At 38.1% G+C, this 15,258-nt stretch carries 12 protein-coding genes; all 12 read right to left on the bottom strand.

Going from position 1 to position 15,258, the window contains the following annotated elements:
- Nucleotides 1-23: 23 nt before the first annotated feature.
- Nucleotides 24-1,037: an XdhC family protein gene (locus tag I583_RS04210; protein WP_010763327.1), complete on the bottom strand. Its 1,014-nt coding sequence runs from the start codon at nucleotides 1,035-1,037 to the stop codon at nucleotides 24-26.
- Nucleotides 1,034-1,420, bottom strand: a complete 387-nt coding sequence (locus I583_RS04205) for a winged helix-turn-helix domain-containing protein (protein ID WP_010763326.1) — start codon at nucleotides 1,418-1,420, stop codon at nucleotides 1,034-1,036. Before I583_RS04205 ends, I583_RS04210 begins: the two co-directional genes overlap by 4 nt.
- A gap of 52 nt (nucleotides 1,421-1,472) precedes the next feature.
- Complete coding sequence (locus I583_RS04200; protein WP_010763325.1) at nucleotides 1,473-2,060, bottom strand: nucleoside-triphosphatase; 588 nt, start codon at nucleotides 2,058-2,060, stop codon at nucleotides 1,473-1,475.
- 108 nt (nucleotides 2,061-2,168) lie between these two features.
- The gene (locus tag I583_RS04195; RefSeq protein ID WP_010763324.1) at nucleotides 2,169-3,488 is read right to left on the bottom strand and encodes a nucleobase:cation symporter-2 family protein; all 1,320 of its coding nucleotides are present in this window, start codon (nucleotides 3,486-3,488) and stop codon (nucleotides 2,169-2,171) included.
- A 99-nt stretch (nucleotides 3,489-3,587) separates the two neighbouring features.
- The gene (locus I583_RS04190; protein ID WP_010763323.1) at nucleotides 3,588-3,968 is read right to left on the bottom strand and encodes a Rid family detoxifying hydrolase; all 381 of its coding nucleotides are present in this window, start codon (nucleotides 3,966-3,968) and stop codon (nucleotides 3,588-3,590) included.
- 30 nt (nucleotides 3,969-3,998) lie between these two features.
- Nucleotides 3,999-4,937, bottom strand: a complete 939-nt coding sequence (arcC, locus tag I583_RS04185; protein WP_010763322.1) for a carbamate kinase — start codon at nucleotides 4,935-4,937, stop codon at nucleotides 3,999-4,001.
- A 312-nt stretch (nucleotides 4,938-5,249) separates the two neighbouring features.
- Nucleotides 5,250-6,443 carry a knotted carbamoyltransferase YgeW gene (gene ygeW, locus I583_RS04180; protein WP_010763321.1) on the bottom strand — a complete coding sequence of 398 codons (1,194 nt, stop codon included), beginning with the start codon at nucleotides 6,441-6,443 and terminating at the stop codon, nucleotides 5,250-5,252.
- A gap of 102 nt (nucleotides 6,444-6,545) precedes the next feature.
- Nucleotides 6,546-7,862, bottom strand: a complete 1,317-nt coding sequence (locus I583_RS04175) for a YgeY family selenium metabolism-linked hydrolase (RefSeq protein WP_010763320.1) — start codon at nucleotides 7,860-7,862, stop codon at nucleotides 6,546-6,548.
- A 5-nt stretch (nucleotides 7,863-7,867) separates the two neighbouring features.
- A complete protein-coding gene (dpaL, locus tag I583_RS04170) occupies nucleotides 7,868-9,061 on the bottom strand; it encodes a diaminopropionate ammonia-lyase (RefSeq protein ID WP_010763319.1) in 1,194 nt (397 codons plus the stop codon).
- A gap of 53 nt (nucleotides 9,062-9,114) precedes the next feature.
- Nucleotides 9,115-10,497, bottom strand: coding sequence for a dihydropyrimidinase (gene hydA, locus I583_RS04165; protein ID WP_010763318.1), 1,383 nt, complete (start codon nucleotides 10,495-10,497; stop codon nucleotides 9,115-9,117).
- 51 nt (nucleotides 10,498-10,548) lie between these two features.
- Entirely contained in the window at nucleotides 10,549-13,560 is a 3,012-nt protein-coding gene (ygfK, locus tag I583_RS04160) for a putative selenate reductase subunit YgfK (RefSeq protein ID WP_010763317.1), read from the bottom strand.
- A gap of 39 nt (nucleotides 13,561-13,599) precedes the next feature.
- The gene (ssnA, locus tag I583_RS04155) at nucleotides 13,600-14,934 is read right to left on the bottom strand and encodes a putative aminohydrolase SsnA (RefSeq protein WP_010763316.1); all 1,335 of its coding nucleotides are present in this window, start codon (nucleotides 14,932-14,934) and stop codon (nucleotides 13,600-13,602) included.
- Nucleotides 14,935-15,258: the final 324 nt, after the last annotated feature.

Below are 15,258 nucleotides of genomic sequence, written 5' to 3'. Positions count from 1 at the left end.
GCTCACTCCTATTTTGACCGATTTCATCTTGATGTTGCTCGCTTTTTAACTAATTCTCCAGCAACGCTGATTGCAAGTTCTGCGGGAGTTTCTGCTTTTATTTTTAATCCAATTGGCATATTGATACGTTTTATATCTGTCATCGAAAAGCCGCATTCTTTTAATTTTTTGATTTGTGTAGCAATCTTTTGTTTGCTTCCCATTACACCAATGTAGTGGGCTGAGGTTTCCAATAATTGTTTTGCTAACAGAAAATCAAATTGATGACCACGCGTCATTACTACCGCATAGTCTGCTTCGGTGATTCCAATTGAGGCTTCAATATTGTTCAAATCAATGACCTTCCGCTGATCTGCATCCGGAAATACAGTTTCTGTTAAAAAGTCTGCCCGGTCATCTAAAACGACACAATAAAAATCCAGTGTTTTTAAAACAGGAACCAAAGCTTGAGCAACATGACCACCGCCAAAAACAAAGACTTTGCCTGTTTGCAATAATGGTTCTATTGAATAAATGTGCCCATCAATGTTGACTTGTGTCAATCTTGGTAGAAACTGAGCCTCTTTTAATTCAATAGGTACATTTCCAATTAATCCAGTTTCTAAACTATACAACCCAAAACCATTTGCTCCTTCAGCGTTTAATTCAGTAAGTAACCAACACTGTTGATTATGTTGGAAATGGTTGATGATTTCTTCACAGATTTCCTGAACACTGGTATCTTGCCAAGCAAGGTATTGAAAAAAGAGTGCTACATTTCCACCACAAATCATGCCCAGATCTACAATATCATTTGGTGCTAGTACAAATTTTTCTGCTCTAGACAGATGATGCTTCAACACTTCTTTCGCAATTTTTTCTCCGCGAAACTCAACTGCACCGCCACCAATCGTTCCAGCGATTCTTCCAGATTTCCCCACTAGCATTCGAGCACCTGCACTTCTTGGTGTCGACCCTGAACTTTCAATCACTGTGACTAAGACTGTATCTTGTTTTTGTTTGATTGCTTCGTCTATTTGTTGAAAAAATTCCTTCATTCTCTTTCCTCCAACTCTACTATTTCTGGATTTAAATCATCATTGAAAATCTCTGAAAAATATTGATTCGTGATTTGATACGTTTTCTTTTGAAAAAGTAAAAACTTCGCTGTAAGGCGTTTCCCTTGTGTTGTTACTGTCGATCCACCACCATTATTGCCTCCTACACTTTTATTGATCAGAGGGTAGCCCAACTCTTCTTCAGCTTTTTTGATCATCCGCCATGCTTTGTTATATGACATATGCATCTGTTTCGCCGCTGTATTTAGCGAGCCAGTTTGAGAAATCCGTTGAAGTAATTCAACAACGCCCGGTCCGAAAAAAATTCGGTTTGTTCGCAACTTTAGATTAAGCGTATAATTAAATGCCTCTTGCTCTTTCAACCTAAAACCTCCTTTCGTTATACTTCAAAAAGATAACGATTTCTAAAAAAAATTATTCCATTAAAAATTTGAAAAGTTGATTTTTGACAATACTATAATTATGTTCATTCAACTTGAGAATTTGACCATTCTCTTTAAGAATTTCTTGTCTTAACATTACTCTTTGTTGTCCTATTTCTAATTTTTCAAGCGTGTATTTTTTTTGTTTATGATAATTTTCTTCTGATTTAAACACGCCTAGAATTTTTTTAGGTTGTTGGATCAGTGTTAAAAGTTCAACCTTGAATGGACTTGATAATAATTCGATGCCACCGATTTCATCTAGTAAAATAATATCGGCCGTGTCGTTTTTAGCTTCTTTTAATAACGCTTTTCCAAACGTTTCAAATACCTGTAAATTTCTTGTTCGTCGCCCCTTCTCAGTGTGGATAAAGCAATGATCTGCAATTGGCGTCATATCTGGAGTTTGTTGTCCCCATTCTTTTGCTGCTCTCAGTTCAAATCCAACGATGTGTCCTTGATCATTAATTCGGCGATTCACGTAAAAACCGCTGACAGATTTTCCTGTAGCCATTATTACTTCTCGTAGTAAAGTGGACTTTCCAATAAATTTGTCCCCTTCTAGAAAAAAATTATTCATGTTTCATTTTCCTTTACTTACTTGATTTCTTCATAAAAATAATGCAAAAGACAAAACTGTTTATTCATTTATCTTTTGCATCTTTTTTAAAAGAGAAAATCTTAATTGTTATTCAATTGCCAGTTGCTTCTCTTCTTTAAGGACCACATTCAAAATAACTGCAACGATTGTCGTTAAAATAACCTCTGAGTTTCCAAAAATCGTTGTTACCCATGGTGGAAAACCACTCAAACAGCCTACTGACAAGGTAACGCCGATACCAAAAGCTAACGCAATCCCCACAACACCAGTATTTCTAGGTGTCAATTCTTGTGTTGATATCATCCGTACTCCTGTCATCGAAATCGAGGCAAAAACAGAAACAGTCGCACCACCAATCACTGCATAAGGAATCGTTGTCAAAATCGATGCAACTTTTGGAACAAATCCTGCTATTAGTAAGATTACAGAAGCAAAAACCATAACGTATTTATTGATTACCCTTGTCACCGTAACAAGTCCGACGTTTTGACCAAATGTTGCAACAGGTACCGAACCAAAGAAACTACCAATAAAATTCGAGAAACCGCTTCCCATAATTCCACCTGAAAGTTCTTTGTCCGTTGGTTCCCGATCCATTGCACCAACTGTCGTTGCAGTAAATTGTCCAATAGCTTGGACTGCATCAACGATGAACATTACTACTAAGGTCAAGATCGGAACAATTTGAAAATCCAAGCCAAAATAAAGCGGTGTAATCACTTGAAAAACAGAAGCTTCTTTAACAGGTGTAAAATTGACCATTCCTAAAACCAACGATACAATGTAACCAATAATCATTCCATTCAAAATAGAAGATAATTTAAGAAATCCTTTTGAAAAATAGTTAAAATAAAATACCACGCCAAACGTCAGTAACGCGACTAACCAATTCTGTGCTGACCCAAAATCAGGACTTCCAGCTCCACCAGCCATATATTTAATGGCAACTGGAAAAAGCGACAACCCAATACTTAAAATTACAGTCCCTGTGACAAGCGGCGGAAACAATATTCGAATTTTTTTTATTGATAATCCTACAAAAATCACTAAAATACTTCCAACTAATTGAGCGCCAAAAATCGCTGCAATCCCAAAGTCTCCCCCGATAGCCATTAAAATCGGGACATATGCAAAGCTAGCCCCCATCATGACAGGTAACCTAGAACCGACTTTTCCAAAAATCGGAAACAGTTGAATAAAGGTTGCTACGGCAGAGAAAATCAGTGACGTTTGAATCATGATCGTTGTATCTCCAGAACTTAGGTTACAGACTTTGGCAATCATGATTCCTGGCGTAACGATCCCGACAACTGCTGCTACTACGTGCTGTAAGCCCATCGGAACGGCTTCTTTGATCGATAACTTGGCATCATAGTCAAACAATGCCTTTTCTTCTTTTTCACTCATAGGCAAGTTTCCTTCTTCGCTTTTTATTTTAAAAAGGACTGCACTTATCCGAGTTTAAAAATCCGCAACCCTTTTCTTTGATCAGAAATATTTCAAAAATTAATTTTTGACTGCGATTGCTTCTACTTCAAAAAGTCCACTCTTAGGTAATTCGCATACTTCTACGCAAGAACGGGCAGGAAGAACATTAGAAAAATATTTTCCATAAATAGCATTGATTTTACTAAAGTCTGACATGTTTTTTAAGAAAACCGTTGTCTTTACAACATTGTCATACGTCATACCCGTTTCTTTCAAAATTGCACCTAAATTGATCAGGGCTTGTTCTGCTTGTTGTTCAACTGTTGCTTTCATTTCTCCGTTTACCGGATCTAATCCTAATTGCCCAGAGATATATTGTGTTTGTCCAGCTAAAACTGAATGGGAATAAGGTCCTACAGCAGCTGGAGCATTTGTTGAGTTGACCATTTTGTTTGTCATCGACTCACTCCTTCTCTTGCTTATTTTGATTTATTGCTCAATGATCGTTCCCGTCTTTCCAACGATTCCGTCTTTGGCTTTTTCTAATAACGTGATCAGTGTTTTTCGTCCCGGTTTTGATTCAGCAAATTGGATTGCCGCTTCGACTTTCGGCAGCATTGAGCCAGGTGCAAATTGACCGTCAGCCACATGTTTTTTCATTTCACTCGTCGATACTTGGCTTAATTCTTTTTGTGTTGGTTCACCAAAATCTACACAGACTTTTTCTACCGCTGTCAAAATAATTAGTAAATCTGCATCAACCAGTTCAGCTAACAACTCACTACAGAAATCTTTATCAATAACAGCTGCAGCTCCACTTAAATGGTTGCCATTTTTCACTACAGGAATGCCTCCGCCACCACACGCGATCACTGTTTGGCCTGCGTTGATCAGAGAAGTGATCGTTTGGATTTCAATAATTTCTTTTGGTTTTGGTGATGCCACAACTTGACGATACCCGCGACCAGAATCTTCAGCCACCGTTATTTGTTTTTCTTTCACAAGCGCTTCAGCTTCTTCTTTAGTCATAAAACGACCGATTGGTTTGGCGGGACGGTCAAATGCAGGGTCTTTTGGATCAACTGCTACTTGTGTAATCACCGTTCCCACTGGTTGTTCCAACTTACGATTCAATAATTCTTCTCGTAACGCATTTTGTAGATCATAGCCGATATAACTCTGACTCATTGCCACACATACTGATAATGGAATCGTTGGATATTTACTTGGATCACTCAATGAAAGTTCTTCCATTGCCAGTTGAATCATCCCAACTTGTGGTCCATTTCCATGAGACAAAATAACTTCATATCCTGCTTCAATCAAATCTGCAATGGCTTTCGATGTTTCTTTCACGGCAGTCATTTGTTCTGTTAAATTATTGCCAAGCGCATTTCCGCCAAGAGCAACTACAACTCGTTTTACCATTCAGTGATTCACCTCATTTTCAATTTTATCGTTATTTCTTTGTTGGTTATTTTAAAAGTAAGATGCTTTCTCTCAATAAATCATATCGTTGACTGTTAAGTAAGCACTGAATTTTGCATGAAGTGATCAGAATCTGTGGACAGCAGATTTCTGTCAATACAGTCTTATCTTTAACAGATAGTATTCATAAATGGACTTGGAAAGGTCTTATGATTGTTTCATTTACGTTTTGAAAAGAGAACAAATTAGTTTCTTCTCACTATCATCATCGATAGAGAAAACATCTCACTTCATGCCTAATTCATCTTAGCGCTATTTGACTTCTCTTGGTGTTGCTTTTTTTTCAAGTTCTTTTAATGTAGCTTGCGGGCTTTTAACTTTACTTAAGAAGATCATAGCCGCAATAATATAGGGTTTATAACTTGCTTCTTTGTATAGTTCAACACGATAACGGTCAAAGACTGAAGCTTCAACTTCCCCTTCATCACAACTTACACCTGTGATATCAGCAGGTAAGCAGTGCATATACAACGCTTTTCCATTTTTTGTTGTTTTCATCAATTCTTCTGTACATTCCCAATCTTTGTGGTTGGTATTTTGAGCAAGCAATTCTTTTTCCAGCTTGTCAATACCAGCTTGATCCCCTTCACCGTATAATTGTGTACGTTTTTCCATTGCTGCAAATGGTGCCCAGCTCTTAGGATACACAACATCGGCATCTTTAAAGGCTTCAGCCATACTGTTTGTTTTGGTAAATGAACCGCCAGCTTCAGTTGCATTTTTCTTCGCAACTTCTTCAACTTCAGGCATGATTTCATAGCCTTCTGGATGAGCCAACACCACATCCATACCAAGACGTGTCATTAAACCTACGATTCCTTGAGGAACTGATAATGGTTTGCCATAAGATGGTGAATACGCCCAAGTCATCGCTACTTTTTTGCCTTTTAAGTTTTCGACACCGCCAAATTCATGGATCAAATGTAATGCATCTGCCATTGCTTGAGTAGGATGATCGATATCACATTGTAAGTTGACCAATGTTGGCCGTTGTTCTAACACGCCATCTTTGTGTCCTTCTTGAACTGATTCAGACACTTCTCGCATGTAAGTGTTGCCTTTTCCAATATACATATCATCACGAATCCCGATGATATCCGCCATAAACGAGATCATGTTTGCTGTTTCACGAACAGTTTCCCCATGAGAAATTTGGCTTTTTCCTTCGTCTAAATCTTGAACTTCTAATCCTAAAAGATTACAAGCAGAAGCAAAACTAAAGCGAGTTCTTGTTGAGTTATCACGGAATAATGAAATCCCTAAACCACTATCAAAAATTTTCGTTGAAATATTATTTTCACGCAAATAGCGTAATGTATCTGCTACGGTGAAAACGGCTTCTAATTCATCACGCGTTTTTTCCCATGTTAAGAAAAAGTCGTTTTCGTACATTTTATCAAATTCTAATTTGTCCAATTTTGCAATATAGTCGTTAAAAGTTTCCATGTCATTTCTCCTCTATATGAATAATACGATAGCCGATATTCCAACGTCCTTTACTCATCAGAATATCGGATCGTTTTTCCCTTTTATTTTTATTTCTGGTGATTAGTTATTTTCACAATAGACAGTTGGCAATGCAGCGTACACTGCAGCGCAACGGACTAAATCATCTTTCCATGTTTTTTCATTTGGCGCATGCGCTTGGGCTTCGGCTCCTGGACCAAACCCAATACACGGAATGCCATTGCGTCCCATGATCGATACGCCATTTGTTGAGAATGTCCATTTGTCTAACAATGGACGTGCTTTACGCATGTCAATCGTTTCTTTTGAGCCAAGACGTTCTTCACCATAAAGATTTCTGTGTGTTTCCATCAAGGCTTTTGTTACACCATGTTCTTCTGGAATCACCCAAGTTGGGAAGTAACATTCGATTGGATACGTTAAACCAGTATATGATGGACGATCGTAGTCATACATTGAAACGACAACATCATCTCCGTATTTTTTAACTGCAGGTAAGTTACGAATTTCTTCTAAACAACTTTCCCAAGTTTCCCCTGCAGTCATTCGGCGATCTAATGAAACTGTACAACCATCTGCTACTGCACAGCGACTTGGTGATGAATGGAAGATTTGTGAAGCTGTAACAGTTCCTTTTCCTAAGAAACGTGCTTCTTTCCATTCAGGGTTATATTTTTCATCAAGCATACGAACTAAACCTTTAATCACAGTACTTTCAGTATCCCCATTGTTGTTTAACGCACGCACATCTTGTAAAATGTCGGCCATTTTATAAATCGCATTATCCCCACGTTCAGGAGCTGACCCGTGACAAGATACCCCTTTAACGTCTACTTTGATTTCCATTCGACCACGTTGACCACGATAGATTCCTCCATCTGTTGGTTCAGTCGAGACAACAAATTCAGGACGAATACCGTCTTCTTTGATGATGTATTGCCAACATAATCCATCACAATCTTCTTCTTGTACCGTAACCGTTACTAATGCTGTATATTTTTCATTTAATAACCCAAGATCTTTCATGATTTTAGCGCCATAAATGGCTGAAACAATACCGCCTTCTTGGTCAGATGTACCACGTCCGCCGATTTCTGTATCTGTTTCATAACCATCATACGGATCAAATTCCCAGTTACTCATTTCGCCGATTCCCACTGTGTCCATATGACCATCAAACGCAATCAATTTTTTACCAGTTCCCATGTATCCAAGTAAATTTCCTTGAGGATCTACTTCGATTTTGTCAAAACCTAATTTTTGCATTTCGGCTTTAGCACGATCCATTTTTGCGCCTTCTTCAGCACTTTCTCCTGGAATTTTGACTAAATCTCGTAAAAATTGGATCATATCCTTTCTGTAACCTTCTGCTGCTTCGTTAATTTCTTTGAAATCCATTTATATTACCTCCATAAGATTTTTTTATAGTTATCTGGATCTGTGTCGCCTTCTGTTGAAAACATTAGAACGCTTGAATTTTCATCTAGTTCTAGTACATTACGTAACTCTTTGTATTCAGGATCTTGCATAGCCGTTGCAACTATGCCCATTGCGACTGCTCCTGATTCGCCTGAAATCACTTGAGGATCACCTTTTAATGGTGCTCCAAGCATTCTCATCCCTTTTTCTGAAACCCAGTCAGGCGCTGAAACAAAGACTGAGGTATGATTTTCTAAAATATCGAATGAAATTGTATTAGGTTCACCACAGGCAAGTCCTGCCATTATGGTTTGTAAATCGCCTTCAACAAAACGAATCTTGCCATCTTTTTCAATTGCAGATTGATACAGGCAATCTGCCGCTTGCGCTTCAACAACAATCATTTTCGGTGGATCATCAGGATAAAGATTAGCAAAATACCCCACAACAGCTCCTGCTAAACTACCAACACCTGCTTGAACGAATACATGTGTTGGTCGTTCTTTCCCAGATTCTTTTAACTGTTTAGATGCTTCTAATGCCATTGTTCCATATCCTTGCATGATCCATGTCGGAATTTTTTCATACCCCTCCCACGCGGTATCTTGAACCATGACACCGTTTTCAGTTTCTTCAGCCATCTTGTTAGCCATACGTACACATTCGTCGTAATTGACTTCTTCGATGGTAACAGTTGCACCTTCTTTTTCAATATTTTCTTTTCTTGTTTGAGTAGAGCCTTTAGGCATTAATACAACTGCTTTTTGCCCTAACTTATTTGCAGCCCAAGCAACGCCGCGTCCATGATTTCCATCGGTCGCCGTGAAAAATGTCGCCTGACCAAATTCATTCCGAAGTTGATCAGAAGTTAAAACATCATAGGTCAAATCTGCAACATCTTTTCCAAGCTTTTCTGCAATGTAATTGGCCATAGCAAACGAGCCACCTAGCACTTTAAATGCATTTAACCCAAAACGATAGGATTCATCTTTAACAAAAAAATCTTTTAGTCCTAAATATTCAGCCATATTTTTTAATTCAGCTAATGGCGTCTGACTGTATTGAGGGAAACTACGATGAAAAGCTAAAGCTTTTTCGATTGCTTCCTTTGACATTAGTGTTAAATACTGATCATTTGTTTTTGGCATTTCATTTGCCGTCCATTTTATTTTTTTCAAAAAATTTTCCCCTCCATCTTTTTATTTAAATCAACGTCCGTTGATAGATTCCTCTAGTTATTCTTTGTACTTTTTCTGAATATAAACTTCCCTTGTTTTTCTAAAACAACTTGACCTTCTTCAGCTATTTTTTGACCTCTGAGATAAACTGACTTAGCACTGCCTGTTGTTTGCATCCCGTCATACGGTGTATAGTCAACATTTTGAAGTTGCGTTGTAGCTGAAATAATTCCAGTCGTATTTGGGTCCCAAACGACGATATCTGCGTCACTGCCTACTTGGATGATGCCTTTTTGCGGATACATTGAAAACTGTTTGGCGATATCTTCTGAAAGTAACCCGATCATTCGTTCTAAACTGATTTTTCCAGTCGTTACCCCATAGGTATAAATCAACTCGGGGCGAGTCTCAACTCCTGGCATACCATTCGGGATTTTACTGAAATCATCTTTTCCGATTGTTTTTTGTCCTTCAAAGTTAAAGCTACAATGGTCTGTTGAAATCGTGTTCACTTGACCATTGATCACACCATCCCACAGTGCTTTTTGATCACTAATCTTACGCAAAGGCGGTGAACAAACATATTTTGCTCCTTCAAATTCAGGTCCATCATATAAATGATCATCTAAAACTAAATATTGAGGACATGTTTCTACATAAACTTTTTGATTACGAGCTCTTGCACGCTGGACTGCCTCTAATGATCGTTTGCTACTTAAATGAACGATATTAACAGATAGACCAACTAAATCAGCAATCATTAAGTAACGCTCTACCGCTTCAGCTTCAACTGAATCAGGTCTTGTTAATGGATGATAATGTGGGGAGCGTTTCCCTTCTGCTACAAATTTTGCGATCATTTTATTGACCATATCACCATTTTCACAATGAATCCCTAACATGCCCTGAAACTTACGAATTTCACTCATTGCTTCAAAAATTTCCCCATCCGTTGTTCTTAAATTGTCATAGGCCATATACATCTTAAATGAGGTAATACCGGCATCGATCATTTCATTGATTTCTGCTTTAATGCTTGGATTCCACTCAATGATCGACATATGATAAGTGTAATCACAAGAGCTGTTTCCCCGAGCTAACTGGTCCCAAACCTTTAGGCAGTCTTTCAATGAACTGCCTTTACTTGGGGTCGCCATATCGATCACCGTAGTTGTTCCTTTGGCAACCGCGGCTTTGCTTCCTGTATAAAAATTATCTGCGGTGCCCATTGATCCTTTACCATTATTTAGCTCTAAATGAGTATGAGCATCGATAAATCCCGGTAGTAAAAAGCATCCTGAAACATCAACTATGTTAGAATCCTTTGTTTTTAAATTTGTCCCCATTTCAATAATTTTTTCCCCATCAATTCTTACGTCTACTTGACGGCGATCTTTTGCGGACACTACTGTTCCGCCTTTGAAAAGAATAGACATTTTTTAACCTCCATCATTCAGAAGTTGTTTTTGCGCAACTCATGTCTTTTTTTACACTTGCATACAATAGTCATAGTCTTCGATCATCGTATCCATTAAATCGATGATGTCCGCTGGAATATCTGCTCCTTGTGTGTCCAAATGAATTGTTGAAATATTGCCCCATAAACGAACAAGGCATTTTTTTTCCATTGGATCGATTACATAGAAACCAGAATTCGTACTATTTTCAAAATCAGATTCTGTGTTGAATAAAGTGAATTTATCTTTATACGGTGCACTTGAATATGGACAGAAGGTTTCACAGTTACCACATTCGTTACACATCCGATCAATGTGGACAATCTGCGGTTGTGGTTGACCTTTAACATTTACAACGATATTCGCTCTATTTGGGCAAACATCCATACACGATTCACATATCGTTGAACATTCTAAACAGTTACTTGCTTGCCCACAAAGTGCTTCATTTGATTCTAGAATGCCTCGTTTGTTCCGAACAGCTGCCACATCTTTATTAAGATTCGTTTGTTCAAAATGCTCGTTATGAATTTGGCAAATGTTTCTTGCAGCTTTAGTTGCATCTGCAATGGCTTCGACAATAGTTGCAGGTCCTAAATTGGCATCACCAATCACATAGACATCTTTCAAATTAGTTTCGAGCGTTTCTTGATTTGAGACAACTTTTCCATATTGATCAGTTTTAATCCCAATTGATTGATAAAAATCTGTATCGACTTTTTCACCAACTGCTGCAATCACGGTATCAGCCAGAACTTCCGTAAATTCACCCGTAGCAACTGGCCTGCGACGCCCCGAACTATCACGTTCTCCTAAGCGCATTTTTTCACAAGTTAGTTTGCCATTGTCTAGTTTAATCGGAGATAGTAATTCCAAAAATGCTACGCCGTCTTCTAAAGCAAAATACAATTCTTCCTCATCTGCTGGCATGTTTCGTTTGTCTCGACGGTACACAACGGATACTTTTTTCACGTTCGGTAAAGTAGTTGCAGCTCTAGCACAATCCATCGCTGTATTTCCACCACCTACAACCACGATTTGTTCGCCATAAGGATTGATTTGCGGATTTTTTCGATTGGCTTTTAAAAATTCTAATGAGTTTACTGGTTTGCCGGATTCTAGTCTTAGATTGCCATGTTTCCAAGCGCCAATCGCATAAATAATATTGGTATATCCTTGTTCGCGCAAAACTTCAATACTTGGAGCAGCTTGTCCAGTCTTAAATTCAGCTCCCATAAATTTAGCCATCTCTACATCATTTTGGACAGACTTCATTGAAATTCTAAATTCTGGTACGATTTGGCTACAGACACCGCCAATCGTATCGGCTTTTTCAAATACTGTCACTGGCATGCCTTCACGAGCAAGCAAGAATCCAGCAGAAATTCCAGCTGGTCCACCACCGACAACTGCTGTTTTAGCCGCATTATCTTTACGAACAGGCTTTTCCATTCCTGCCATTAGTTCATCATAAGCGTGTTCAGCAGCTTCTAATTTTGCTTCACGAATTTTGATCGAGCCTTCATAAAACTGACGCGTACATTTTGTCATACAAGGATGAGCACAAATCGTTCCTGTAATAAATGGCAGCGGATTTTTATCCACGATCACTTTTAAGGCTTCTAAATAGTTTCCTTCGCTTACATAACGAAGATAAGCTGGAATATCCTGATTGATTGGACAACTGCCGTCACTACGGCAGGGAGCTGTGTAACAATTGGTTAATGGGACTGTCGTCCGTAGTTTGGAACTTTCTGGTAATTTGATAGATTTTTTGTACCGCGCTTGCGTTTTGGCTCTTTCAACAATAGTTGTAAGTTTGACTAGATCAACATGAACATGGCTTGGATACGCTGATTCACTTAACAAATTTGCGACTTGATTCATCCGTTGGTAGCCACCTGGTTTCAACAAGGTTGTTGCCATCGTGATTGGCCAGATTCCTGCATCAAAAATGTCTTTGATATTGAAGATATCCGCACCGCCAGAATAAGAAATTTGCAGCGTTCCATCAAAGGCATCTGATAATTTTTTTGCTAAGGAAATGCTCAATGGAAACAACGAACGTCCTGACATATACATCTCATCTCCAGGTAATTCTTCTTCCGCGATCCCTACAGGAAAAGTATTAGTGATTTTCACACCAAAATTAAGTCCTTTATGATGTGCCAACGTTTGTAGGCGTGTCAGCATCGGAACAGCATCTTCAAATTGTAAATCTTCGACAAAATGATGATCATCAAACACCATATAATCAAACCCTAATTCATCCATTGTTTGGCGTGTATATTCATAACCAAGCATGGTCGGATTACATTTGATAAATGTGTTTAGCCCTTTTACTTCTATTAAATACGTTGTAATCCGTTCAATTTCGTCTGATGGGCAGCCGTGTAATGTTGAAAGTGTGATCGATCGACAAACCTTAGGACTGATTGAGTCAATATATGCTTTATCAATTTTTTCAAATTGGGGTAAATACTTATAAGCAGCTTCAATACATTCTTGCCAAATCGGTGTTTTTTCAGCATCCTGCATATCTGTAATATATTTATCCACTTTGGGTGACTGAATCCCAGCAAGATCATAGCCCACACTCATATTGAAAATAAAACCGTCTGGATCACCTAGATCAAGTTCTTTACTAAGCAATTTTAGAATAAACCAACCTTTGACATATTCATCATATGCTTGAGGAACCCTAAGCTCTGTTGACCATTCTACGTTGTAACATTCATCAGCTGCTGTGATACACGGTTTACTTACTGGTAGGTCTTCCCCATCAATGACTTGGACTGTTTTAACTTCAAAAAATCGTGAACCAGTTAAATAGGATGCAATAATATTTTGAGATAATTGCGTGTGCGGTCCTGCAGCAGGTCCGCATGGTGTCTCCATTTTTTCACCGAATAAAGACAACTTTTTACTAGGGTCAGCTTTGTAGAATTTTCTTACACCAAAAATAGTTGATTCATTTTTGTATTCCTTTAAGATCCAGTTCAATAACCCATCGATTGAAATCGGGTGCATGATGTCACTCATGTTTGTCACTCCTTTTTTATTTTTCTAGGCTAGTATTTACTAGCTATTGATTCTTGTCCAAAGAGATTGTGCTTGTGATTGTGCATCATGCCAGATTTTTTCTTCATCAACGCCTTGAATTTCTCTGTTTCTCATACGTATTTCACCATTGATGATGGTATCTGTAACTGCTCCGCCATTCATACCGAATAGAATATGAGCATTAACGTTGTCTTTCGTCATAGGTGTCGGGCCTTTATAATCCAACACAATTACATCTGCTGCGGCATCGGGCTCTAAAACACCTAGCTTCTTCTTAAAATAGCGATTAGCCATTTGCGGATTATTTTCAAACAACATTTGTGGAATCTCTGTCCAAGCAGCATTTGGATCTACTAGATGATGTTTATGGATGATGTTGCCTACTTTGTATGATTCTGTAACATCATTTGTATAACCATCTGTGCCAAGCCCCATCAAGATTCCATACTCATTAAGCATGCGCATTGCCGGTGGACATCCCACAGCATTGCCCATATTTGATTCTGGATTTGTGACTACCATTGTATTTGTATCCCGCAATAAGACCATTTCATGAGGATTGATATGAATACAATGCCCTGCCATCGTTTGCTTGCCTAAAATACCTAAATCATATAAACGATTCACGATCGGTTTTCCATATTTTGCCAGTGAATCATAGACATCAGCAATATCTTCTGCAATATGAATATGATAACCAACGCCTTCTGGAGTAAATGCAGCACAATGTTCCAATGACTTATCCGACATTGTAAACGCAGCATGTATGCCCATCATCGCTTTTTGCATATCATCTGTACGAGCAGCACTTGCTTTGATAAAAGCAGCATTTTCTTTGACTGCTGCTTTCATTTTTTCTTCACCATCACGATCTGATACTTCATAACATAAACAAGTACGAACGCCCAACTCGTCTGCCGCATCAGAAAGTTGAGTCAAACTCCCTTCAATCGCTCCATAGCTTGCATGATGATCAAAAACAGTCGTCACACCATTTTTGATACTATCTAAATAAGCGATTTTTGCGCTATGATACGAATCTTGTAAATTCAATGTCCGATCAATTCGCCACCATTGTCCTTCCAAAATATCCATAAAATTTTTAGGATGATATCCATTAATACTTAGCCCTCTAGCAAAAGTACTGTAAATATGATTATGCATATTGATAAATCCAGGCATGATCACTCCGCCTTTGGCATCAATAAATTCCGCATTGGGAAAATCTTTCCTTAAATCTGTTGTTGCCCCTACAGCTTTAATCCTCTGACCATCCATAGCAACACAACCATTGTCAAAAAAAGTACTTTCCTTATCTCTAGTAACCAGTCGTCCATTTCCTATTAATAACATCATTACCCTCCTATAATTTCATTTAATTGTTTCTGCCTATACAGAAATCGCTTACATAATATATAGTTCAAACATTCACGAACAATTTGATATACCAATAACAATCTATTAATCCGATCACTACTGATAAAAAAAGCGCTTGCATTCAAACTTATATTTAACTATTTCCCTTAACTCGAGTAAATTATACCACCTAACCTAAAAAAAAACAATGCTACCTAAAAAATATTTTTTAGTGCAGAATGCCCATTGTCTTGTATTATCATTTACCGCATGATATTATTACACACGAAGCCAGTTGCAGATAATGAATTTTTCTTAAAA

Source organism: Enterococcus haemoperoxidus ATCC BAA-382 (assembly GCF_000407165.1).
Classification (GTDB): Bacteria; Bacillota; Bacilli; order Lactobacillales; family Enterococcaceae; genus Enterococcus_L; species Enterococcus_L haemoperoxidus.
This window is presented reverse-complemented; position numbering and strand designations above follow the sequence as displayed.

What these genes read in the sequence shown, in the direction of transcription:
- I583_RS04210 (WP_010763327.1), bottom strand. Translation starts at nt 1,037, where the DNA reads ATGAAGGAATTTTTTCAACAAATAGACGAAGCAATCAAACAAAAACAA.
- I583_RS04200 (WP_010763325.1), bottom strand. Translation starts at nt 2,060, where the DNA reads ATGAATAATTTTTTTCTAGAAGGGGACAAATTTATTGGAAAGTCCACT.
- I583_RS04195 (WP_010763324.1), bottom strand. Translation starts at nt 3,488, where the DNA reads ATGAGTGAAAAAGAAGAAAAGGCATTGTTTGACTATGATGCCAAGTTA.
- I583_RS04190 (WP_010763323.1), bottom strand. Translation starts at nt 3,968, where the DNA reads ATGACAAACAAAATGGTCAACTCAACAAATGCTCCAGCTGCTGTAGGA.
- arcC (WP_010763322.1), bottom strand. Translation starts at nt 4,937, where the DNA reads ATGGTAAAACGAGTTGTAGTTGCTCTTGGCGGAAATGCGCTTGGCAAT.
- ygeW (WP_010763321.1), bottom strand. Translation starts at nt 6,443, where the DNA reads ATGGAAACTTTTAACGACTATATTGCAAAATTGGACAAATTAGAATTT.
- I583_RS04175 (WP_010763320.1), bottom strand. Translation starts at nt 7,862, where the DNA reads ATGGATTTCAAAGAAATTAACGAAGCAGCAGAAGGTTACAGAAAGGAT.
- hydA (WP_010763318.1), bottom strand. Translation starts at nt 10,497, where the DNA reads ATGTCTATTCTTTTCAAAGGCGGAACAGTAGTGTCCGCAAAAGATCGC.
- ygfK (WP_010763317.1), bottom strand. Translation starts at nt 13,560, where the DNA reads ATGAGTGACATCATGCACCCGATTTCAATCGATGGGTTATTGAACTGG.
- ssnA (WP_010763316.1), bottom strand. Translation starts at nt 14,934, where the DNA reads ATGTTATTAATAGGAAATGGACGACTGGTTACTAGAGATAAGGAAAGT.